This window comes from Methylobacterium durans, from assembly GCF_003173715.1.
GTDB classification, from domain to species: domain Bacteria; phylum Pseudomonadota; class Alphaproteobacteria; order Rhizobiales; family Beijerinckiaceae; genus Methylobacterium; species Methylobacterium durans.
In genome coordinates this window covers 5,232,331-5,254,229 of sequence record NZ_CP029550.1, presented here as the reverse complement: position 1 = coordinate 5,254,229, position 21,899 = coordinate 5,232,331, and the positions used below count along the sequence as shown (strand labels likewise).

Annotated in this window: 20 protein-coding genes; 12 read left to right on the top strand and 8 right to left on the bottom strand. The window is 72.5% G+C overall.

The annotated features are described in order from the left end of the window. Positions 1 to 2: 2 nt before the first annotated feature. The 5 genes from efeO to DK389_RS24200 all read right to left on the bottom strand — a co-directional run bounded on the left by efeO (position 3) and on the right by DK389_RS24200 (position 4,808). Complete coding sequence (gene efeO, locus DK389_RS24220; protein ID WP_109893434.1) at positions 3 to 899, bottom strand: iron uptake system protein EfeO; 897 nt, start codon at positions 897 to 899, stop codon at positions 3 to 5. 297 nt (positions 900 to 1,196) lie between these two features. Continuing rightward, on the bottom strand, positions 1,197 to 1,406 hold the full coding sequence (locus DK389_RS24215; protein ID WP_109893432.1) for a hypothetical protein: 210 nt from the start codon (positions 1,404 to 1,406) through the stop codon (positions 1,197 to 1,199). A 325-nt stretch (positions 1,407 to 1,731) separates the two neighbouring features. Then, positions 1,732 to 2,154: an EAL domain-containing protein gene (locus DK389_RS34860; protein WP_250645690.1), complete on the bottom strand. Its 423-nt coding sequence runs from the start codon at positions 2,152 to 2,154 to the stop codon at positions 1,732 to 1,734. Further along, positions 2,112 to 4,031 carry a putative bifunctional diguanylate cyclase/phosphodiesterase gene (locus DK389_RS24210; RefSeq protein ID WP_250645678.1) on the bottom strand — a complete coding sequence of 640 codons (1,920 nt, stop codon included), beginning with the start codon at positions 4,029 to 4,031 and terminating at the stop codon, positions 2,112 to 2,114. The genes DK389_RS34860 and DK389_RS24210 overlap by 43 nt, the downstream gene beginning before the upstream one ends. A 198-nt stretch (positions 4,032 to 4,229) precedes the next feature. Further along, complete coding sequence (locus DK389_RS24200) at positions 4,230 to 4,808, bottom strand: L,D-transpeptidase (protein WP_236960326.1); 579 nt, start codon at positions 4,806 to 4,808, stop codon at positions 4,230 to 4,232. 315 nt (positions 4,809 to 5,123) lie between these two features. Between DK389_RS24200 and DK389_RS24195 the strand changes: the two genes are divergently transcribed. The 3 genes from DK389_RS24195 (at position 5,124) to DK389_RS24185 (ending at position 10,427) form a co-directional block, all read left to right on the top strand. Next, positions 5,124 to 5,591: a hypothetical protein gene (locus DK389_RS24195; RefSeq protein ID WP_109893430.1), complete on the top strand. Its 468-nt coding sequence runs from the start codon at positions 5,124 to 5,126 to the stop codon at positions 5,589 to 5,591. 372 nt (positions 5,592 to 5,963) lie between these two features. Next, on the top strand, positions 5,964 to 7,184 hold the full coding sequence (locus tag DK389_RS24190; RefSeq protein WP_472436463.1) for an efflux RND transporter periplasmic adaptor subunit: 1,221 nt from the start codon (positions 5,964 to 5,966) through the stop codon (positions 7,182 to 7,184). A 78-nt stretch (positions 7,185 to 7,262) separates the two neighbouring features. Next, positions 7,263 to 10,427 (top strand): multidrug efflux RND transporter permease subunit, encoded by a 3,165-nt coding sequence (locus DK389_RS24185; RefSeq protein WP_109893426.1) that lies wholly within the window; start codon positions 7,263 to 7,265, stop codon positions 10,425 to 10,427. A gap of 57 nt (positions 10,428 to 10,484) precedes the next feature. Here the strand turns inward: DK389_RS24185 and DK389_RS24180 are convergent, their stop codons facing one another. Next, positions 10,485 to 11,726, bottom strand: a complete 1,242-nt coding sequence (locus DK389_RS24180; protein WP_109893424.1) for a cytochrome P450 — start codon at positions 11,724 to 11,726, stop codon at positions 10,485 to 10,487. A gap of 69 nt (positions 11,727 to 11,795) precedes the next feature. Further along, positions 11,796 to 13,193, bottom strand: coding sequence for a GntP family permease (locus tag DK389_RS24175; protein ID WP_109893422.1), 1,398 nt, complete (start codon positions 13,191 to 13,193; stop codon positions 11,796 to 11,798). Positions 13,194 to 13,381: 188 nt separating this feature from the next. Between DK389_RS24175 and DK389_RS24170 the strand changes: the two genes are divergently transcribed. The 5 genes from DK389_RS24170 to DK389_RS24150 all read left to right on the top strand — a co-directional run bounded on the left by DK389_RS24170 (position 13,382) and on the right by DK389_RS24150 (position 17,160). Beyond that, positions 13,382 to 13,780, top strand: a complete 399-nt coding sequence (locus DK389_RS24170) for an MAPEG family protein (protein WP_109893420.1) — start codon at positions 13,382 to 13,384, stop codon at positions 13,778 to 13,780. 102 nt (positions 13,781 to 13,882) lie between these two features. After that, the gene (locus DK389_RS24165; RefSeq protein ID WP_109893418.1) at positions 13,883 to 14,101 is read left to right on the top strand and encodes a hypothetical protein; all 219 of its coding nucleotides are present in this window, start codon (positions 13,883 to 13,885) and stop codon (positions 14,099 to 14,101) included. 2 nt (positions 14,102 to 14,103) lie between these two features. Next, positions 14,104 to 15,021, top strand: coding sequence for a 4Fe-4S dicluster domain-containing protein (locus DK389_RS24160; protein ID WP_109893416.1), 918 nt, complete (start codon positions 14,104 to 14,106; stop codon positions 15,019 to 15,021). Beyond that, positions 15,018 to 16,058: an NrfD/PsrC family molybdoenzyme membrane anchor subunit gene (gene nrfD / locus DK389_RS24155; protein ID WP_109893414.1), complete on the top strand. Its 1,041-nt coding sequence runs from the start codon at positions 15,018 to 15,020 to the stop codon at positions 16,056 to 16,058. Before DK389_RS24160 ends, nrfD begins: the two co-directional genes overlap by 4 nt. 73 nt (positions 16,059 to 16,131) lie before the next feature. After that, a complete protein-coding gene (locus DK389_RS24150; RefSeq protein ID WP_109893412.1) occupies positions 16,132 to 17,160 on the top strand; it encodes a fumarylacetoacetate hydrolase family protein in 1,029 nt (342 codons plus the stop codon). A gap of 228 nt (positions 17,161 to 17,388) precedes the next feature. Here the strand turns inward: DK389_RS24150 and DK389_RS24145 are convergent, their stop codons facing one another. Continuing rightward, positions 17,389 to 17,853: a hypothetical protein gene (locus DK389_RS24145; protein WP_236960324.1), complete on the bottom strand. Its 465-nt coding sequence runs from the start codon at positions 17,851 to 17,853 to the stop codon at positions 17,389 to 17,391. 681 nt (positions 17,854 to 18,534) lie between these two features. Here DK389_RS24145 and DK389_RS24140 point away from each other — a divergent pair. The 4 genes from DK389_RS24140 to DK389_RS24125 all read left to right on the top strand — a co-directional run bounded on the left by DK389_RS24140 (position 18,535) and on the right by DK389_RS24125 (position 21,860). After that, a complete protein-coding gene (locus DK389_RS24140) occupies positions 18,535 to 19,389 on the top strand; it encodes a Crp/Fnr family transcriptional regulator (RefSeq protein ID WP_109893410.1) in 855 nt (284 codons plus the stop codon). A gap of 83 nt (positions 19,390 to 19,472) precedes the next feature. Then, positions 19,473 to 20,234, top strand: coding sequence for a DUF3750 domain-containing protein (locus DK389_RS24135; RefSeq protein ID WP_109893408.1), 762 nt, complete (start codon positions 19,473 to 19,475; stop codon positions 20,232 to 20,234). Between the two features lie 67 nt (positions 20,235 to 20,301). Continuing rightward, complete coding sequence (locus tag DK389_RS24130) at positions 20,302 to 20,571, top strand: ferredoxin (protein ID WP_109893406.1); 270 nt, start codon at positions 20,302 to 20,304, stop codon at positions 20,569 to 20,571. Then, positions 20,568 to 21,860, top strand: coding sequence for an NAD(P)/FAD-dependent oxidoreductase (locus DK389_RS24125; protein WP_109893404.1), 1,293 nt, complete (start codon positions 20,568 to 20,570; stop codon positions 21,858 to 21,860). Before DK389_RS24130 ends, DK389_RS24125 begins: the two co-directional genes overlap by 4 nt. Positions 21,861 to 21,899: the final 39 nt, after the last annotated feature.

Below are 21,899 nucleotides of genomic sequence, written 5' to 3'. Positions count from 1 at the left end.
CATCAGTCGAGCCCCAGGCGGCCGCGCAGGGTCGCGAGTTCCTCGGCCAGCACCGTCACCGGGCCCTTCAGCGCGTTCCGGTCCCGGTCGGTCAGGCGGTCGAAGCTGACGTAGCCGCCCTCCGGCGTGCGGTGGCGGGCGAGCTGGGCCTCGATGCGGCTGAAGGCGCGCTCGGTCCGGTCGACGAAGGCCGGGTCGCGGGCGGCGAGGTGGGGGCGGACGAGCCCGAAGATGGTGCGCGCGCCCTCCAGGTTTCCGGTGAGGTCGAAGAGGTCGGTGCGGCTGTAGCGCTCCTCCTCGCCGCTGATCTTGGTGGCGGCGATCTCCTCGATCAGCGAGGCCGCCCCGCCCACCATCCGCACCGGCGGGATGGCGAGTTCGGTGATGCGCTCGCGCAGCTCCGCCGCGTCCGCCACGAGGCGCTCGGCGATGGGGTTGAGGCCCATCGTGCTGCGGTCGAGGAAGAGGCCGCGCTCGATCCGGTGGAAGCCGATGAAGGCCGGGTCGCGGTCCTTCAGCTCGAAGGCGTCGGCCCGCATGTCCATGCTGCGCGCCAGTTCCGGCACCATCTGGGCGACGGGCTCGATCCGCTCGTAGGGCTGGCGGGCCGGGGCGTAGAGCGCCTGCGCCTCGGCGAGGCGCCCCGCCTTGATCGCGTCCGCGAGGCGGACGGTGCCGCCGAGGAACGCGTCGGCCTGGGCGAGCACGTAGGTCCGGTAGGCGGCGGCCGGCCCGGACAGGTCGGCGGCCATCCGCTCCGCGGCCGGTCCGGACCCGCCGGCGCGGGCCCCGTGCGGGAGGGCGGCGGCGAGGGCGAGGAGGGCGGCGAGGAGGAGCCGCGCCGCGAGGCGGGCGGCCGGGTCGAGCGCGTGCCGTCCCTGAGGCTTGTCGCCGTGCATCGGGCCTTCAGGCGTTCCTGTGCCGGGACCGGGTCACCGGCGCCCGGGCGGGAGCGGCTCCGGCGCGGCGGCGCCCGGCCGGTCCGGGCTCGCGGGCACGCGCGGGATCGGGTCATGCGGAGGGGCGGTGAGCATCGCGGGGAGAACCTGTTCTGCCCGGGATCCGGATGGCGGGCCGGACCCGGCAATACAATCAGAGATGGAATCTCTCAACGCGCCCGCGGCGATCCGCGCGCCTTCGCACCCCGTGCCGCGACGCTTCGCGCGGGCCGGGGCCGCACACCTGACCGCCGCGCCTCAATGGGCGCCGAAGGCCGCCAGCCCGGCCAGCCCGCGCAGATAGGATTGGCCGCTCTCCTCGCGCCGGGCGCTCAGGCCCGCGGCCAGTTTCTCGAGCTGGATCTGCAGGATCCCGATACTCGCCGGGGACAGGTTGGCGGGAAGCAGCACGACCACGTCGCCCTCGTCGAGCCGGATCGTCTCACGGGTGGCTGGAGCATCGGCCATCGGACCCTCCATCGGGCAGTCCTGATCGCTCTGCCCGAGGGTTAAGGTCTCATGAACCTTCCGCCGCGGCGGTGCTCCGGCGCACCCGCTGCGTGTCGAGGCGCGGGTCCCCTCTCCCGTTCGGGAGAGGGACAGGGTGAGGGGTGCGACAGATCCGGAGAGGTCGCACCCCTCACCCGGTCGGCTCACGCCGACTCGCCCTCTCCCGAACGGCAGAGGTGGGGCGCCGGACCCCTTCAACGTCGACGACTAGGCGCAGGTCCCCTCTCCCGTTCGGGAGAGGGACAGGGTGAGGGGTTCGCCGGATCCGGAGAGGTCGCACCCCTCACCCGGTCGGCTTCGCCGACTCAGGCCTCCCGGACGGGAGAGGTGGGGCGCGGCGGTCGGCCGGTCCGGCTGGTCCGTCAGGCGACGCGGGTCTCCGGCTCGCGGGCTCGGCTTGGCGAGTCTCCGCCCGGGTGAGGCGCCGGGCGATCTCGTCGGCGCCGACCGCCCGTCCGTAGAGGTAGCCCTGGCCGCAGCGGCAGCCCATCGCGACGAGGGACGCCTGCTGCGCCGGCGTCTCGATGCCCTCCGCGACGACGGCGAGGTCGAGGCTGCGGCCGATGTCGAGCACCGCCCGCACGATCGCGGCGTCGTGCGGGTCGGCCAGGATGTCGCGCACGAAGCCGCGGTCGATCTTGAGCTTCGAGAGCGGGAAGGTCTTCAGCGTCGCCAGCGAGGCGTAGCCGGTGCCGAAATCGTCCAGCGCGATGCCGACGCCCCGCGCGTGCAGGCGCCGCAGGGGCCCCGCGTCGCCTCGTCGTCGAGGAGCGCGATCACCTCCGTCAGCTCGAGTTCGAGGGCGTCCGGCGGCAGGCCGTGCCGGGCCAGCGCCTCCAGCACGACGTCGGCCAGGGTGCCCGCCCGGACCTGCTCCGCGAACAGGTTCACGGCGATCGTCAGGGGCGGCAGGCCTGCGGCCCGCCACGCGGCGGCCTGGCGGCAGGCCTCGTCGATGGTCCACCAGCCGAAGCGCAGAGCCAGGGCGCTCGATTCGATGGCCGGCAGGAAGTCGGCGGGGGGCAGCAGGCCCCGCTCGGGATGCTGCCAGCGGATCAGCGCCTCGACGCCGCGGATGGCGCCGGTGGCGAGGTCGATCTGGGGCTGGTAGGCGAGCACGATCTCCCCGCGGGACAGCGCGCCGCGCAGCGTGTCCTGCAGGGCCCGCCGCTCCGCCGCGCGGTCGCGCATCGCGGGCTCAAAGAGGCGGACGCTGCCGGCCGCCTCCCGCCGGGCCCGATCGAGGGCGAGGTCGAGGCTCGCCAGCACCTCCTCGGCATCTGCGCCGTGGGCTGGCGCGAGGGCGACCCCGATCCGGGCGCCGACATGCAGGACGTGCTCGCCGAGGTGGAACGGGTCGGCGAAGGCCGAGATCAGACCCTCGGCCCGGGACCGGGCAGCGTCCGCGCCAGCCTCGTCCGGCACCAGCACGGCGAGTTCGTCCTCGCCGATGCGGGCGAGCAGCGCGTCCGCCGCGAGCCGGCCGGTCAGCCGGACCGCGAGGGCTTCGAGGAGGACGTCGCCGACCGCGTGGCCGAGCCCGTCGACGAGGCCGCGCAGGCCCTCGACGGCGATGGCGAGCAGGCCGGCGGGGCGCCCCTCCCCCATCAGGGCGGCGAGGTCGTCCGCGAGGCGGATCCGGTTCGGCAGGCCGCTGCGCGGGTCCTGATGGGCGAGGCGCACGAGGCGGGCGTCGCGGCGGCGGCGCTCGGAGATGTCGCGCAGCACCGCGCCGACGCCCATCGTCTCGCCCGCGCCCCACAGGGTGAGGGACAGCTCGACCGGGATCTCGCTGCCGTCGCGGCGCAGCGCCGTGACCTCGACGTTCTTGCCCGCGAGCCGCGCGGCGCCGCCGGCCGCCACGTTCGCGAGGCCGGCGACGTGGTGGCCGCGCAGGCGCGCCGGCACGATGAGGCTGACATTGTGGCCGCGCAGGCCCCCCTCGGGATAGCCGAGCAGGCGCTCGCAGGCGGCGTTCGCGAAGGTGATGGTGCCGGCCGCATCCGTGGTGATCAGGGCGGCGGCGGTGGCGTTGACGAAGCCGTCCGCGTCGCGCCGCGCCATCGTCCGGCGGCGGGCGGACACCGCGTCCATCACGAGGCCGCCGAGGCGGGCGAGCTGGGCGCGGGCCTTCCCCGCCGTGGCGCGGCGGGGGACTTGGTCGGCCACGCAGAGGGCGCCGACCCGGTGGCCGCTGCGCGTCACGAGGGGGGTGCCGGCGTAGTAGCGGATGCCCAGCGGCCCGCGCACGGCCGGGAGATCGCGAAAGCGCGGGTTCGCGGCGGCGTCGGGGACGACGAGGATGCCGCCCTCCGCGACGACGTGGTGGCAGAGCCCGTCCTGTCTCGGGAAGTCGGCGAGGCCGCCGAAGCCGACGCTCGCCTTCACCCATTGGTGCTCGGAATCGAGGAAGGAGATCGCGCAGAGGGGCGTCCCGAACAGGTCGGCGGCGAGCTCGGCGATCCGGTCGAAGGCCGGCTCCGGCGCGGTCCCGGCGATCCGGCAGCGCATCAGGGAGGCGGTGCGGGCGCGCTCCGCCTCGGCCGAGGACGCTGCCGCCTCTGTCTCCGAAAATCCCCGCATCCGCATCGTCATCCCGGTCGCTGATCCGCGAGCGGCCGGGATCTTCCTGCGGGAAGAGCTATGGAACCGTTAATGAAAGCGGTCGATCAGCCGGAACTGATCGACCTTTTGCTTGGGATAGACGGCAGCACGAACCCGCTTTGTATCGATCACGACGGCGCTCATCGTTCCGAGATCGCTGCGCGGCCGCTGCCGCCTTCAGCGGACGATCACCTTGGTGCCGACCCTGACGCGGTCGTAGAGATCGACGACGTCCTTGTTCGTCATCCGGATGCAGCCGGAGGAGACGGCGGCACCCATCGTCTCGGGCTCGTTCGAGCCGTGGATGCGGTAGAGGGACGAGCCGAGATACATCGCGCGGGCGCCGAGCGGGTTGTCCTGGCCGCCGGCCATGTAGCGCGGCAGGTCCGGCCGGCGGGCGAGCATCTGGGCCGGCGGGCGCCAGGCCGGCCATTCCTTCTTCATGGTCACGGTCTTGGTGCCCGACCACGAGAAGCCCTGGCGGCCGACGCCGACGCCGTAGCGGATCGCGGCGCCGCGCCCGAGCACGTAGTAGAGCCGGCGCTGGCTCGTGGAGACCACCACGGTGCCGGGCTTCTCCGGGCCGGACCAGGCCACGGTCTCGCGGGGGATCGCCTGCGTGCGGAAGATGTTCATGAAGTCGGCGAGCGGCCCGCTGTCGAACGGGCCGGCCTGCGCGGCGCCGGGCGCGAGCGCGGGGATGCCGGCGGCGAGGGCGCTGGCGAACAGGAAAGCGGCGGCGCGGCGCCTCGTCATGGGTCGTTTCCTTCTGCGGCGGCGGTCGGCGGCGGCAGGCCCGGCGCGAGCCCGTCTCGGTTCGGTTGCGCGCAGTCCGACTCTGCGGCCGAGGCTTGGCCGGGGCGGCGGGGCCGGTCAAGACGGGCTGGTCGGACCAAGAGGAAGCTGTGGGAATTGCGCAACGCTGGTCTTGACTCGGGGCGCGAATTAGAAATTCAGTTGCGAATCAGAATGATTAAGAGCACGGCTAAGCTTCGGTCGGGCTTGAGGAAAGGATGTTTTTTCCCGGGCCGTCCGGTTCCCCGGACGCGCCTGACAGGATGTCGCAGGTGATTGCGGCGCGGCCTCGTCTGCCCCTATGTCGGCCCCGTGATGTCTCGAACCGCGATCGACAGGCTGCGCCGCAGGACGGCCCGCACCCGCGCGACCGGCTCCGCCCGGTCGGGGCGGATGGGCCTGCTCGCGGGCCTGCTCGCGGTGCTGATCCTCGTCCTCGCCGGTCTGCCCGACGAGCGCTACGCCACCCTGATGCCGCGCGCCGACGCGGCCGCCGCGACCGCGCTCAGCGCCGCCCCGGCGGGCCACGCGGCCACGCGCCACGCCTGGAAATCGGAGCGGCGGGGCCTCGCCTTCGTGGCCTCCGCCGATCTCGACGACCCGCCGAGCGACGATCGCCGGCTCGTGCCGGACGCGGCCGGGGTCGAGCGCCTGTCGCCGGGCGCATCCTACCCGCCGCGGACGGCCGGGGCCCTGCCCGCGGCCGCGACCTCGCTGCCCGAGCGGCCTCCGAAATCCGCCTGACCCGTCCCGGGCCCCGCCTCCGCTCTCACGCGGACGTGAGACCCTGCGGGACGGCGCGCGAGCCCCTGCCGTTGGATCGCCTCGATCTCCGGCGTAGACTCGCCCCCGGCGCGAACCGGACCGCCTCCGCGCGGCCGCGGCGCCCGATGCGGCACATCCCTGCATCCTTTCGACCGGGTCGCCCTCCCCCCGCTGGCCCGGCGCTTGCCACGCCGCCGAACCCCACCCGAGCCGGGTGGTCCGGCCTTGGCCCGTTCGAGCCGTGACGGCCGCCAGAGCGCGAAGGCGCCGCGCGGCCGCGACGATGCACCGTGTCTCAGGAGCAAGTTGATCGTGACGTCCCGCCATGAACCCGTCCGCCGCGTGCGGGGCCTGCCGACCTACCCGGCCTCGCTCCTCGCGGGCGCCGTGCTGGTCGCCCTCTCGGCCTGCAACCAGAAGCAGCAGGCCGCTGCGCCCGTGCCGCAGCCGCCGCCCGAGGTCAGCATCGTCACCGTGGCGCCGCAGCCGATCCCCTACGTGCGCGACCTGCCCGGCCGCGTCGCCCCGGTCCGGGTCGCCGAGGTGCGCTCCCGCGTCTCCGGCCTCGTGGTGAAGCGGCTGTTCGAGCAGGGCAGCCAGGTCAAGGAGGGCGACATCCTCTACAAGATCGACCCGGCGCCCTACGAGGTCGAGCTCGCCAGCGCCGAGGCGGCGCTCGCCCGCCAGGAGGCGGCGCTGACGCTGACCATCCAGCAGGCCGAGCGGCTCGAAACCCTGCTCACCAAGCAGACGGCGAGCCAGGCGCAGTACGATTCCGCCTTCGCCGCGCGCAAGCAGGCCGAGGCCGAGGTGGCGGGCGCCAAGGCGACCCGCGACCGGGCGCGGCTCAACCTCAGCTGGACGGACGTGCGCGCGCCGATCTCGGGCCGGATCGGCCGGGCGCTGCTGACCGAGGGCACCCTGATCGAGAAAGGCACCACGGGGGTTCTGGCCACGATCCAGCAGCTCGACCCGATCTACGTCGACATCACCCAGTCGGTGGGCGAGCTGAACAAGCTGCGCCGGGACCTCGCCAGCGGCGAACTCTCGCGGCTGGAGCACGACGCGGCCAACGTCCACCTCATCATGGACGACGGCGCGCTCTACCCGCTGGCCGGCCGGCTCCTGTTCTCGGACGTGACCGCCGACCCGAGCACAGGCCAGGTGACCCTGCGCGTGCAGTTCCCGAACCCGCACGACGAGCTCTTCCCCGGGATGTACGTCCGCGCCCGCATCAAGCAGGGCATCGACTCGGACGCGATCGCGGTGCCGCAGCAGGCGATCCAGCGCACCAACGACGGCAAGGCCGAGGTCTGGGTGGTGAAGGTCGACGACAAGGTGATGCTCCAGCCCGTCGAGGTCGGCCCCGTGGTCGGCCAGAACTGGCTGATCCGCGACGGGCTCAAGCCCGGCGAGCGGGTCGTCACCGCGGGCTTCCAGAAGATCACCGCCGGCATGCAGGTGAAGCCGGTCGACGTCAGCCCGCCCGCCGATCAGGCCGAGCTGAAGCCCCGCGACGCCGACGAGGCGGACGTCGCCGCTCCCGCGCAGCCCGCCTCGCAGGTCCGCTGACCGCGCCCTCCGACACCATCCCGCCGCGCGCCGCATGAGCCGCGCGGCGGCGTGTCCTCCCGGAATCCAGAATCCCGCATGGCTCGCTTCTTCATCGACCGGCCGATCTTCGCCTGGGTCGTCGCCCTGTTCATCTGCCTGGGCGGGGCGCTCACCATCCCGCAATTGCCGGTGGCGCAGTACCCGATCATCGCGCCGCCCTCGATCGCGCTCTCGACCGCCTATCCGGGCGCGTCCGTCGAGAATCTCTACACCGGCACGACGCGTCTCATCGAGGACGAGCTGAACGGGGCGGCCAACATCCAGAGCTTCGAATCGGCCTCCGATTCCTTCGGCGTCGTCGAGATCACGGCGAATTTCGAGCCCGGCACCGATCCGGGCTACGCCGGCGTCGAGGTGCAGAACCGCCTGAAGCGCGTCGAGGCGCGGCTCCCCGCCGAGGTGCGCCAGCAGGGCATCCTGGTCGAGGAGGCCTCGGCCGCGACGCTGAACATCATCACGCTCGTCTCCACCGACGGCTCGATGGACGAGGTCGGCCTCGGCGACTTCCTGATCCGCAACGTCATCAACGAGATCCGCCGCATCCCCGGCGTCGGCCGCGCCACGCTCTACTCGACCGAGCGCAGCCTTCGCGTCTGGATCGACCCCGACAAGCTGCGCGGCCTCTCGCTGAATCCGTCCGACGTGACGAAGGCGATCCAGAACCAGAACGTGCAGATCGCCTCCGGCGCGGTCGGCGCGCAGCCGAGCCCGTCCACGAGCGCGATGAACTTCCCGATCATCGTGAAGGGCCAGATGACCGAGCCCGAGGCGTTCGGCGCCGTGGTGCTGCGCGCCAACCCCGACGGCTCGACCGTGCGGCTTCGCGACATCGCCCGGATCGAACTCGGCGGCGAGGATTACAAGTTCACGACGCGGCTCAACGGCGGCGAGGCGGCCGGCATCTCGGTGACGCTGGCGCCGGACGGCAACGCCCTCCAGACCGCGAAGGCGATCCGCGCCAAGATGGAGGAGCTGTCCCAGTTCTTCCCCGACAACCTGAAATGGGACATCCCCTACGACATCACCCCGGCCGTCGAGGCCTCGATCGAGAAGGTGCTGCACACGCTGATCGAGGCGGTGGTGCTGGTCTTCATCGTGATGTTCCTGTTCCTGCAGAACATCCGCTACACCCTGATCCCGACGATCGTGGTGCCGATCGCGCTCTTGGGCACCTGCACGGTGATGCTGCTCGCGGGCTTTTCCGTGAACGTGCTGACCATGTTCGGCATGGTGCTCGCCATCGGCATCCTCGTCGACGACGCGATCGTCGTCGTCGAGAATGTCGAGCGCATCATGAACGAGGAGGGGCTGCCCCCGAAGGAGGCGACCCGGAAGGCGATGGGCCAGATCACGGGCGCCATCATCGGCATCACCCTGGTGCTGATCGCGGTGTTCATCCCGATGGCGTTCTTCCCCGGCTCGGTCGGCATCATCTACCGCCAGTTCTCGATCGCGATGGTCACCTCGATCGCCTTCTCGGCCTTCCTGGCGCTCTCGCTGACGCCGGCACTCTGCGCGACGCTCCTGAAGCCGATCGAGAAGGGCCACGGCCACGCCAAGGGCGGCGTGTTCGGCTGGTTCAACCGGGTGGTGGACCGGGAGACGGCCCGCTACGGGCGCGGCGTCCAGACCCTCATCGCCAAGTCCGGCCGGGTGATGCTCGTCTACCTCGCCCTCGTCACGGGCGTCGCCTACGCCTTCGTGCGCCTGCCCGAGGGCTTCCTGCCGGTGGAGGACCAGGGCTTCTTCACCGTCGACATCCAGACGCCGCCGGGCTCCTCCTTCAACCGGACGCTCGCTGCCGTGAAGAAGGTCGAGGAGCACCTGATGGCGCAGCCCGGCGTCGCCACGGTGACGATCGTCAACGGCTTCTCGTTCTCCGGCCAGGGCCAGATGACGAGCCAGGCCTTCGTGACCCTGAAGCCCTGGGGCGAGCGCGACGCGGACAACTCGGCCGCCAAGCTCGTCGAGGGGACCAACAAGGCGCTGGGCAGCTACAAGGACGCGGTGATCCAGGCGCTGGAGCCGCCGCCGATCGACAATCTCGGCAACGCGTCCGGCTTCTCGTTCCGCCTGCAGGACCGCGCCCAGAAGGGCTACTCGGCCCTGATGGCGGCGCAGGAGCAGCTGCTCTCGCTCGCCAAGAAGAGCCCCGTCCTGCAGAAGGTCTACGTCGAGGGCCTGCCGCCCGCGCCCCAGGCCGAGCTCGTGATCGACCGCGAGAAGGCGGCCGCCCTCGGCGTCGGCTTCGACGACATCAACAACACGATCCAGGTCAATCTCGGCTCGGTCTACGTCAACGACTTCCCGAACCGGGGCAAGATGCAGCGCGTCATCGTGCAGTCGGAGGATCTGCAGCGCCTCAACGCGGCCGACCTCCTGAATTACGGAGTGAAGAACAGCCAGGGCACGATGGTGCCGATGTCCTCCTTCGCCGACCTCAAGTGGAGCGTCGGGCCGGCGCAGATCATCGGCTTCAACGGCTATCAGTCGGTCCGCATCACCGGCGAGCCGGCGGCGGGCTACACCTCGGGCGAGGCGATCGCCGAGATGGAGCGGCTCGCGACGCAATTGCCGAAGGGCTTCGGCTTCACCTGGACCGGCCAGTCCCTGCAGGAGAAGCAGGCGGGCAGCCAGGCCTCGCTGCTGCTGGCCCTCTCGGTGCTGATCGTGTTCCTCTGCCTCGCGGCGCTCTACGAGAGCTGGTCGATCCCGTTCTCGGTGCTGCTCGTGATCCCGCTCGGCGTCGTCGGCGCGGTGGCGGCGGTCTACCTGCGCGGCATGCCGAACGACGTCTACTTCAAGATCGGGCTGATCACGATCATCGGTCTGTCCGCGAAGAACGCGATCCTGATCGTGGAATTCGCCAAGGACCTCTGGAAGCCCGGCACCAGCCTCGTCGACGCGACGGTCCAGGCCGCGACGCTCCGCTTCCGGCCGATCGTGATGACCTCGCTGGCCTTCATCTTCGGCGTGGTCCCGCTGGCGGTGGCCACCGGCGCCGCCTCGAAGAGCCAGCAGGCGATCGGCACCGGCGTGATGGGCGGCATGATCTCGGCCACCGTGCTCGCGGTGTTCTTCGTGCCGGTCTTCTTCGTGGTGGTGATGCGGCTGTTCAAGCGGAAGGCGGTCGAGGCGGAGGCCGGCGCGCGCGCCGAGCCCGCCCACGCGCCGGAGCCGCACCGCATCCCGGCGGAGTAGGCGGGACGGGATGCGCGCCGCGCTCCCTCTCCCGAACGGGAGAGGTGACTCCCTCCTTCAGGCGAGCCCGTCGATCGCGATCCGCAGGTGCTCGGGCCCGCGCAGAGCCGCGCCCGGCCGGTAGGGCGGCGGGTCCTCGACGAGGCGGGGGTTCTGCAGGCGCCGGCTCAGCGCGGTCAGCGCCGCCGCCGTCTCGAAGCGGGCGAGCGGGGCGCCGACGCAGTAATGCAGGCTGCCGCCGAAGCCGAGATGGCGGGTGCCGGTGCGGTCCGGGTCGAAGCGATCGGGATCGGGAAACACCGTCTCGTCCCGGTTGCCGGAGGCGAGCAGCAGCACCACGTCCGCGCCCTCGGGGATCGTGAGGCCGGCGACGTCGATGTCGGCCAGCGCCGTCCGGGTCCGGAACTGCACGGGCGGGTCGTAGCGCAGCATCTCCTCGACGACGCGGGGCGCCCAGGCGGGCTCGGCCTTGAGGCGGGCCAGCGCCTCGGGGTGGCGCAGGAGGGCCAGCGTGCCGTTGGTGATGAGGTTGACCGTGGTCTCGTGGCCCGCCACCAGCATCAGGATCGAGGTGGCGATGAGGTCGTAATCGTTCATCCGGCCCGCCCCCGGCGCCTCCTCGTTGGCGAGGCCGGACAGCATGTCGTCCTGAGGGTGCCGGCGCTTCTCCTTGATCAGGTCGCCCATGTAGGCGGAGATGTCGTCGAAGCAGCGGCTGTTCTTCGCCCGGATCTCGTCGTCCTCCAGGCTGTCGGGCTCGAGCGCGGTGGCGAGCTGCGTCGCCCAGCCGTGGAATTTCGGCTCGTCCTCGGTCGGCACGCCGAACAATTCGCAGATCACGGTGACGGGGAGCGGGTAGGCGAGGTCGTCCACGATGTCGATCTCGCGCTCTCCGCACGTCTTCTCCAGGAGATCCGCCACGAGCCTGTCCGAGCGGGCGCGCATCCGCTGCACGCGCTCCGTGCTGAACTGGTGCATGACGCAGCCGCGCAGGCGGTCGTGGTCTGGCGGGTCGCGGAAGATGAAGGGCCGGTGCGCGTCCGTCACCCGGTCGCGGATCGGCTTCACCAGCCAGTCGGTGAAGGGGTTGCCGGTGAGCGGCCGGTCGGCGGGCGGCAGGGTCTCGGAGCTGATGCGCGGATCGCCCAGAAGGCTCGCGACGGCCCCGTGGGTCGCGGCGACGTAGGTGCCGTCGTGCTGGCGCGAGACCGGGCATTCGCGCAGCCGCGCGAAGAGCGGGTACGGGTCGGCCCGGTTCGCGGGGTCCTTCACCTGGTCGAGGAGCGTCGGGTCGGCCATGCCTGTCCTGGAATCTGCCTGGATATCGGCCCGGAGAGCGGGGAGCCGGGCGTCAACCGGCCAGCCGCCTCAAACGATCCCCGTGGCGTAGTAGACCGCGATCACGACGAACACGGCCGCGGTCTTGATCAGGGTGATCGCGAAGATGTCGCCGTAGGATTGCCGGTGGGTGAGGCCCGTGACGGCGAGCAGCGTGATCACGGCGCCGTTGTGGGGCAGCGTGTCCATTCCGCCGCTCGCCATCGAGGCGACCCGGTGCAGCACCTCAAGCGGGATCCCCGCGGCTTGAGCCCCCTGCACGAAGCGGTCGGCGAGGGCGCCGAGGGCGATCGAGAGGCCGCCCGAGGCCGAGCCCGTGACGCCGGCCAGCACCGTGACGGTGACCGCCTCGTTGACCAGCGGGTTCGGGATCGCCGACAGCGCGTCCGAGATCGCCTTGAAGCCCGGCAGCGCCGCGATGACGGCGCCGAAGCCGTACTCGGTCGCGGTGTTCATGCCGGCCAGAAGCGAGCCCGCCACCGCGGCCTTGGTCCCGTCCGAGAAGCGGGCGCGGACGTTGCGGAAGCCGAGGATGACGGTCGCCAGGATGCCGAGGATCAGCGCGCCCTCGACCGCCCAGATCGCCGCCACCGTCTTCACCGGCACGATGACGGGGTTGGCCGCCATCTCGGGCGTGAGGGCGACCTTGGCCTCCGCGCCGTAGAACGCGTTGATCGCGGTGAGCAGCAGGCGGTTGCCGATCCCGACGATGAGGAGCGGCAGGAGAGCGATCGCCGGATGGACCGGGGCGGTGTCGTCCCGCGCCTCCGGCTCGTTGGCGTGGCCCTCCCCGTAGCCCTCGCCCGCGGCGGCCGCCCGGCGGCGGCGCCATTCGAGGTAGGCGACGCCGAGCACGAAGATGAAGACCGCGCCGATCACCCCGAGCCAGGGCGCGGCGTAGGCATCCGTCTTGAAGAAGGCGGCCGGGATGATGTTCTGGATCTGCGGCGTGCCGGGCAGCGTGTCCATCGTGAAGGTGAAGGCGCCGAGCGCGATGGTGCCGGGGATCAGGCGCTTCGGGATGCGGCTCTGGCGGAAGAGCTCGGCGGCGAAGGGGTAGACGGCGAAGACCGCCACGAACAGCGAGACGCCGCCGTAGGTGAGGATCGCGCCCACGAGGACGATCGCGATGATCGAGCGGCCCTTGCCGAGCACCCCCGTCACCGCGCCGACGATGGAGCGGGCGAAGCCCGAGATCTCCACGAGCTTGCCGAACACGGCGCCGAGCAGGAAGACGGGGAAGTACAGCTTCAGGAAGCCGACCATCTTCTCCATGAAGAGGCCGCTGAAGATCGGCGGCACCGCGGCCGGATCGGTGACGAGCACGGCGCCCATCGCCGCCACGGGGGCGAACAGGATGACGCTGAAGCCCCGGTAGGCGATGGCCATCAGGAAGACGAGCGCCGCGAGGCAGATCACGAGATTCATCGGCCAGGCATCCCCGATCGGGCCCGGTCCGCGCCGCGCCCGAGCCTGAACATGGCGCAGCTTGGCCCGGAGGCGAGGCGGGCCGGCCGGCTCACGATCACGTCAGCCCCGTCCGCGGGAACGCGGCGCGGGCGGAGCCGGTTGGCGTGCGGGCCGTCCGGCCCGAAATCCCCGTCCCGGAGCCCCACGTGACCTTCCCGGCCATCACCGCCTTCTACGCCGCGCTCCTGGCGCTCCTCTTCGTCGGGCTGTCCGGCTGGGTCGTCGCCGGACGCCTCTCGTCGGACGTGCTGCACGGGGACGGCGGCGATGCCGAGCTGCAGAAGCGCATCCGCTGCCAGGGCAATTTCGCCGAGTACGTCCCCTTCGCGCTCCTCCTGATCGCGCTCTTGGAAGCCTCTGGCGGCAGCCTCGCCCTGGTGCGCGGCCTTCTCGTCGTGCTTCTCCTCGCGCGGCTCCTGCACCCGGTCGGCATGCTGGCGCCGAAGAACGCGCCGCGCCAGTTCGCCTGCCGCGGCGGCGGCATCGTCGCCACCTTCGGTGTCACGGCGGTCGCCGCCCTCGCGCTCCTCGTGCGCACGGCCTGAGCCGCGCGGGCCCCGGCCCCCGGAAACATGGCCCCGTCTGGAACGTTTCGAAGCTGGCGCGCGGGTTCCCCGTGCCGCCCGAGAGGCAGGCCCGGAGCCCGCATGCCCAGCATCGTCGGCATCGTCACGATCGCCCAGGAAAGCCGTTTCCAGCTGACCGACGCGCAGGGCGTCTCGCACCTCTTCGTGCTCTCGCCCCACGCGCTCGCGGAAGGGGACGACCTGGAGCCGCTGCAGCGGGAGCAGGCGCGGGTCCGCGTCCATTTCGAGGCGGCGCGCAACATCCTCGGCTACCGCGCAGAGCGCATCGAGCGGACGTGACGATGGACAACATCTTCCACATGCATCCGCGCGCGGCCGAGCATCATCAATCGGACCTCGACCGCGTCATCCCGGATGAATCGGAGCTGACGGCGGGCGTCCGGATCGAGCCCGGCCGCTCCTACGGCTTCTTCACGGACACCACACTCTGCATCGGCTGCAAGGCCTGCGAGGTCGCCTGCAAGGAGTGGAACAACCTGCCGGCCGACAATCTCGGGCTGACCGGCCAGAGCTTCGACAACACCGGCGCCCTCTCGGCCAACACCTGGCGCCACGTCAGCTTCGTCGAGAAGAGCGGCGCGGATGGCGTGCGCGCCGATGTGCAGCAGCCCTTCCAGAGCGGCTGGCTGATGATGAGCGACGTCTGCAAGCATTGCCACCACGCGCCCTGCATGGAGGCCTGCCCGACCGGCGCCCTGTTCAAGACCGAGTTCGACACCGTCGTCGTGCAGCAGGACATCTGCAATGGCTGCGGCTACTGCGTGCCGGCCTGCCCGTTCGGCGTGGTCGAGGTGAGCTCCCTCGACGGCAAGGCGCACAAATGCACGCTCTGCTACGACCGCCTCAAAGGGGGCCTGGAACCCGCCTGTGCCAAGTCCTGCCCGACGGACTCGATCCAGTTCGGCGAGCTCGCCGACCTGCAGGACCGGGCGGCGAGCCGCGTCGCGGAGCTGCACGCCCGCGGCGTGCCCTCGGCCTACCTCTACGGCACGCCCGGAGCGCCGGGCGCCACCGGCGGCATGAGCCACCTCAACGCCTTCTTCCTGCTGACCGACCGGCCGGAGGTCTACAACCTGCCCTCGGCGCCGAGCCGGCCCTCGCTCCGGGTGGGCCCGAGCCTCGCCTCGGGGCTCGCCGCCGTGGCGGGCCTGACGCTCGCCGCCGCCCTCCTGTTCGGGCAGGGGGAGCGCCGCCCATGAACGTGCCCTACCCGGTCCTGAGCCGCGGCCCCGAGGATCCGCCCGCCCGGCCGGGCTCGGCGATGGACCGGGACAGGCCGCCGCCCGGCCGCGACGCTGCCTGGGACGGGCCGACCTATTACGGGCGCCCGGCCCTCAAGCCGGCGCCCTTCGAGGCGGGGGTCGTGGGCGGCTACGTCTTCCTCGCCGGGTTGTCGGGGGCGAGCGCCCTGATCGCCACGGTCGCCGACGTGACGCTGGGCTCCGAGGCGCAGGATCTCGTGCGCCGGGGCCGCTACGCCGCGCTTCTCGCGCCGACGATCGGCTCCGCGCTCCTCGTCTACGACCTGCACACGCCGGAGCGCTTCCTCAACATGTTCCGGGTCGCGAAGGCGACCTCTCCGATGTCGATCGGCACCTGGATCCTCGTCGGCTTCTCGGGGTGCGCCGCCCTCACGGCGGCGGCGCAATTCGCGGACGACCGGGGCGTCGGCCCCGGCGCCGCGCGGACCATCGCCCGGGGCGCGAGCCTGCCCGCGGCATTCCTCGGGGCGGGGCTCACCACCTACACGGCGGCGCTCCTCGCCGCGACCTCGACCCCGCTCTGGGCCGCCGCGCCGCGGGCGCTCGCCGTGCGCTTCGGGGCCTCGGCGATCGCCTACGGGGCGGCCTTCCTCTGGCTCGGCGAGCGCGACGGCGGCCTCGCGCGGCGCCTCGAGACCCTGGCGGCGGCGGCGCTCGCCGTCGATCTCGCGGCCGACGCCGCCGCGACGGCCGCCTACAGGGCCAAGGGCGTCGCGCCGGCCCTCTCCGGGCCCGCCGGCACGGTCGAGAAGGTCATGGGCACCGGCCTCGGCGCGGCGCTGCCGCTCGCCCTCTACGCGGCCTCGCGGCTCGCGGCGCGCCGGCCCCCGCCCCGGCTCGGGACGCTCGCCGCCCTCGCGATCCTCGCCGGCGGGGCGGCCTTCCGCATCGGGATCCTCAAGTCCGGCGCGGAATCCGCGTCGCGGCCCGACGTCAGCTTCCGCTTCATGCAGTCGGACAACTTGCGCGAGTAACCCCGGTCCCCGCCGGCGGCCCGCGCTCTAAGTCTCCGGGCAGGGGCCGGCCAGAGCCCCTCCGGAGGAGAGCATGAGCCAGGGCAGACGGGACTTCCTGAAGGCGGCCGCGACGGGGCTCGCCTCCGCGACGATCGGTGGCGCCGCCGCCGCGGAGACGCGCGCGAGCGCAGGGACGACGGACAAAGCCATGACAGCCACGATGCCAAGGGGCCTCACCCTCCTGAACATGCGCCGCGGGGCGGGCTACGGCCTCGGCGTCAAGCTCGAGCGCGGCATCCTCGACGTCAGCGCGGCCTCCGAGGCGCTCGGCCTGCCCGCGCCCGCCGACATGGACGACCTCCTGCAGAACGGGCGCGGTGCGGAGGTCACGGCCCTCGTCGAGGCCGTGGGAAAGGACCGGGAGGCGGTGTTCCTGCTGCGCGAGGAGAAGATTGCCTTCGCCCCCCTGGTCACGCGGCCCGAGAAGATCGTGATGATGGGCTTCAACTACCGGCACCATGCCGAGGAGACCGGCACGCCGATCCCCAAGAACCCGCCGCTGTTCAACAAGTACAACAACGCGCTCAACCACCACGGCGGCACCATCAAGCTGCCGACCGCGGTGGCGCGGGAATTCGACTACGAGACCGAGCTCGTGATCGTGTTTGGCAAAACCTGCCGCGACGTGTCGGAGGACGAGGCGCTCGACTACGTGGCCGGCTACGCCACCGGCAACGATTTCAGCGCCCGCGACCTGCAGACGCTGACCTCGCAATTCATGATCGGCAAGACCTCGGACGGTTTCGCCCCGCTCGGCCCCTACCTCGTCAGCGCCGACCTCGTGAAGGACCCGAACAATCTCAAGCTGAAGACGACGGTCAACGGCGTGACCCGCCAGGACTGGAACACCAACGACATGATCTTCAACTGCCGGCAGCTGATCAGCTTCGCCTCGCGGATCATGACGCTGAAGCCCGGCGACATCTTCTACACGGGCACGCCGCAGGGGGTGATCTTCGGCGAGAAGACGCCCCGCGCCGAGCGGGCCTGGCTGAAGGCCGGGGACACGGTGACGAGCAGCCTGGAGGGCCTCGGCGAACTGCGCTTCACCCTGACCTGAGCGCACCGCGACGCGCCCCTCCCCGCGTCGGCCCATCGTGTTCACGCATTCGGACAGCGCGGCTCGACGGTCGGCGCGGGCGGCGCGACGCGCTCCCTCTCCCGTTCGGAAGAGGGCTGGGGTGAGGGTGCAGGTCTTTCCGGAGGGGTCGCACCCCTCACCCGGTCGGCTGACGCCGATTCAGACCTCCCGAACGGGAGAGGTGATGGGTTCCTCGGAGAAGACCCTCTACTCGCCGTCGTCGTCGCCCTCGTAGGGCCGGTAGGTGCGCAGCGAGCGGCCGTCCGGGAAGACCACGGAACGCTGCCGCAGGACGATGTAGCCCGCGGTCTGCGCCTCGCGGATGCGGCGCAGGCGCTCGTCCGGGACGGTGTAGCCGTAGCCGTAGCCGGCCGGGACCGGGCCCGCGACCGCGTAGGGGTAGCGCGCCGGCGTGGCGGCGTAGGGGCTCGCGGTGTAGGGCGTGGCCCGCACGACGCGGGCGGTGCGCGAGGGCGCGGGACTCTGGCGGAATGTCCGGACCGCCACGCGGCCATGCGGGTGAGCGCGGACGGTGCGAACCGGATGGCGGGCGGGCGCCGCCGCTGCCCGTACCGCCTTGCGGCCGGTTCCGGCGGCGCGGGCTGGCGGCGCCTCGGCCGCGCGGACCGTGCTCTTCTCCCGCGCGGCGGGCTCGGCCGCCTTGCCGGACACCTTTCCGGGCGCCTCGGCCTTCGGCGGCGTCGCGGCGCTGCCGCGGGCGGGCGGGTCGGTCCAGGCTCTGGCGGGGGAGCGGCCGCATCCTCGGCGCGGCCGGGCAGGATGCCGGCCGCGAATCCCAGGAGCAGGATGGCAGCGAGACTGCAACGCGCACCGCACGGCATGACGGCCTCCCGGGTCCCGCGATCGTCGGCGACGTACGACATCGCCCTCGCGAACGGGTTGCGCGGCGCGCGGGCGGGACCGCGGCGCGCAGGACTCAACCTTAGCCAAGCGCGCATCGGCCGTCCACAACCGAGCGAGTCCGTCCGCTCTTTTCTCCCCGCAACGGGCTCTGAACAGTGGAGAGGTGCGTCCGCACAGAGCGCGGAAGCTTCGTCCGAGCGCTCGCCGGATTGCTCAAATTATAGCCGTTCAGGACTGTACAAGTCGAAACATACGGGATGAAAGAAGTACTAAGGCCATTTCTCGAATCACTAGTACCATCATATGTTATTGGCGTACCGCTCTGCCTGCGCCGAAATCGCATGCGTTAAAGGATCGTCAGGTTCCTCGAGAAAACCGCGGCCGAAACGGCTCGAACAGCGAGGATCCGATCCAGGCTAACCGTGCGTGGTCTGCGGGTGCTTGCTGGCATCCCACGCATGCTCGTGCGTTGAGGGGAGTCGCAGTGAGATGAACGAGAATCCCATCCGGGTGCGGGTCCCCGAATCCAGCGCAGCCTTCCTGAACGGCACCGGCCTCGTCGGGGCGATGGACGCGCAGGGCCTCTCGGCCTCCCGCGTACCCGCCGGCTGCAACCCGCTGCTCGACGGGCTGCTCTCCGAGGCGCCCGCCGCCTGGTCGGACGAGCTCGAACTCGTCACCCTGACGCCGGGCGAGACGCTGACGCCGGCCGGCGCCAGCCCCACGCACATCGTCTTCCCGATGGGCGGCCTGATCTCCCTCCTGGTGCGCAGCGGCCCGGCGGCGAATGCCGAGGTCGAGGTCGCCATGGTGGGCCGCCACGATCTCGTGGGCGCTGCCGCCCTCCTCGGGGCCGAGCCCTCCGCCCACCGGGCCGTGGTCCAAGTCGGCGGGTCCGCCTACCGGGCGCCCGCCGCCTCGGTGCGCCGCCTGATCGAGACGGTGCCGGCGATCCGCTCCCTGCTCCTGCGCTACGTGCGCATGAGCCTGGAGGAAGCCTACCAGCTCGCCGCCTGCAACAGCCGGCATTCCCTGGAGAAGCGGCTCTGCCGCTGGCTGCTGCAGGCCCACCAGCGCCTGGAGAGCGACACCCTGCCCTTCACGCACGACCACATCGCCCAGATGCTCGGCGTGCGCCGGGCGAGCGTGACGGTCGCGCTGCACATCATCGAGGGCGAGCGCCTGATCCGCTCCACCCGGGGCCGGGTCGACCTGCTCGACCGGGCGCGCCTGCAGATGGCGGCCTGCGAGTGCTGCGGGGCGATCGCGCATAACCGCCGCTCCTTCAGCTTCGGCCCGGCCGAGGCGGCCGACCGGGGCGCCCCCGCCTGCGTGCCCTGCTGAGGGGATCCGCAGCCGGCGCGGGACCGGGCTGCGACCACGCCGCCGCTTGCGGGAAGCGGGGCCGCACCTGACATCCGGAGGGCATGTCCGCCGCCCTGCTGCCCGCCCTCCGCCTCCTGATCGTCGCCGTCCTCGTCCTGTTCCTGCTGCCGCTCGCGACCTACGCCCTGTGGTGGACGCTGCGCGGCGGGCGCCCCGCCGACTGGCGGGGGGCGGATTGGTCGAGCGCCGGCCTCCTCCCGCCCGCCCGGACTGCGCCCGAGGCGCTGGTGCGGATCTACGCCGCGCGGGTCGGGCGCTGGCGGGGCATCGTCGCGCACCATTCCTGGATCGTCGTGAAGGAGGCGGGGGCCGCCCGCTACACCCGTTACGACGTGGTCGGCTGGGGCGCGCCCGTGCGCACCGATGCCTTCGCGCCGGACGGGCGCTGGTTCGGCAACGCGCCGGAGATCGTGCTGGCCCTCGACGGCGGGGCGGCCGCCCGCGCGATCCCGGCGATCCGCGCCGCGGTCGCCGATTATCCGCACCGGTCGCTCGGCTCCTACCAGGCGTGGCCGGGGCCGAACTCGAACACCTTCGCGGCCCACGTCCTCGCCCGCATCCCGCAGAGCGGCATCACCCTGCCGCCGACTGCGCTCGGCAAGGACTGGACGCCGCCCGGCTGCTATGCCGAGGTGACCCCAAGCGGCACCGGCATCCGGCTGAGCCTGCACGGCTATGCCGGCCTCACCCTCGGCTGGGTCGAGGGCGTCGAGATCAACCTGCTCGGCGCCGTGGCAGGCTTCGACCTGCGCCGCCCGGCGCTGAAGCTGCCGGGCTGGGGACGCCTCGGCCTGCCGGCCTGACGCGCCCCTCGCGCGAACCGGAGAGCGGGCGCGGGAACCGTGACCGCGGCCAGGGCTTTCCGCATCCATGCCCGAGACCGCCCCAGACCCCGTGCCCGATTCCAGAGCAGGCGCGCTCCGCGTCAGCGTCGACCTGAATCGCTGCCAGGCCTACGCCCAGTGCTGCTACGCGGCGCCGCGCCACTTCCGCATCGAGGGCCGGGAGGCGCTGTTCTACGACCCGGCGCCCGCCGCCGCCGACCGGGAGGCGATCGAGCAGGCCCGCATCGCCTGCCCGGTGCAGGCGATCCACGTCGAGGTGATCCGAGCCGAGGATCCGGAGCGGAGCGCGCCATGACCGCCCCCGCATCCGGGCACGCCGTCGTCGTCGGCGCCGCGCTCGCGGGCCTGCGCGGCGCCGAGGCCCTGCGGCGCGCGGGCTTCTCCGGGCCGCTCACCATCGTCGGGGCCGAACCGCACCCGCCCTACGACCGGCCGCCGCTCTCGAAGCACGTCCTGACCGGGGAGGTGCCGGCCGACGGGACGCGGCTCCCGAACCTCGTCGGCCTCGACGCCGCGTGGCGCCTCGGCGCGGCGGCCACCCGGCTCGACCGGGAAAGCCGGACGATCCACCTCGCCGACGGCACGGCCCTCCCCTACGACCGGCTCCTCGTCGCCACCGGGACAAGGGCGCGGCCCTGGCCGAACCCGCACGAGGGGCGGCTCGGCGGTGTCCACACGATCCGCAACCGCGACGATGCGGCGGCCCTGCGCGCGGCGCTCCGGGGCCGGCCGAAGCGGGTGCTCATCGTCGGCGGCGGCTTCATCGGCTGCGAGGTGGCCTCGGCCTGCCGCAGCCTCGACATCCCCGTCACCCTGGTCGAGCCCTCGCCGACCCCCCTCGCCCGGGTGCTCGGCACCCATCTCGGCGCGGCCGTCGGCGCGCTGCACGAATCGCGCGGCGTGGAGCTGCGCAGCGGCGCTGAGGTCGAGTGGCTGGAGGATGACGGCGCCGGCCACGTCGCCCGGGCGCATCTCGCCGGCGGCGGCAGCGTCGAGGCGGACGTGGTGGTGGTCGCGCTCGGCGCCGTGCGCAACACCGACTGGCTCGCCGGCTCCGGCCTCAGCGCCGATCCGGGCGGCCTCGACTGCGACGCGCGCGGGCACGCCCTCGACGAGGCGGGGCAGCCGGACACGGCCATCGCCGCGGCCGGCGACGTCGCCCGCTTCCCGCACCCCCTCTACGACGGGCGCCGCGTCGCCCTGGAGCATTGGGGGCACGCCGTCGCGCAGGCCGAGCATGCCGGCCGCCTGCTGGCGGGCCGCCCGGCCGAGGCGCCCTACGGCGCCCTCCCGACCTTCTGGTCGACGCAAGGGGGCCTCAACATCAAGTCGGTGGGTCTGACGGACGGGGCGGACGGGATCGTCATCGCGCAGGGCTCGCCGCGGGAGGGACGCTTCCTCGCCCTCTACGGGCGGGCGGGGCGCTGCATCGCGGCCGTCAGCATCGACTGCGCCCGCTGGCTGCCGGCCTATGCTGCGATGATCGAGGCCCGCGCGCCCTTCCCGCCGATCCGGCGGGGGACCGACCAGCCGGGCGGACTCGAGATCCTGCCGCCGGGCTGGCCCGAGCGGGCGCGCCGCTAGGTCGCCGGAACCCGCCCTGCCCCACGCGGTTCTCGCTGG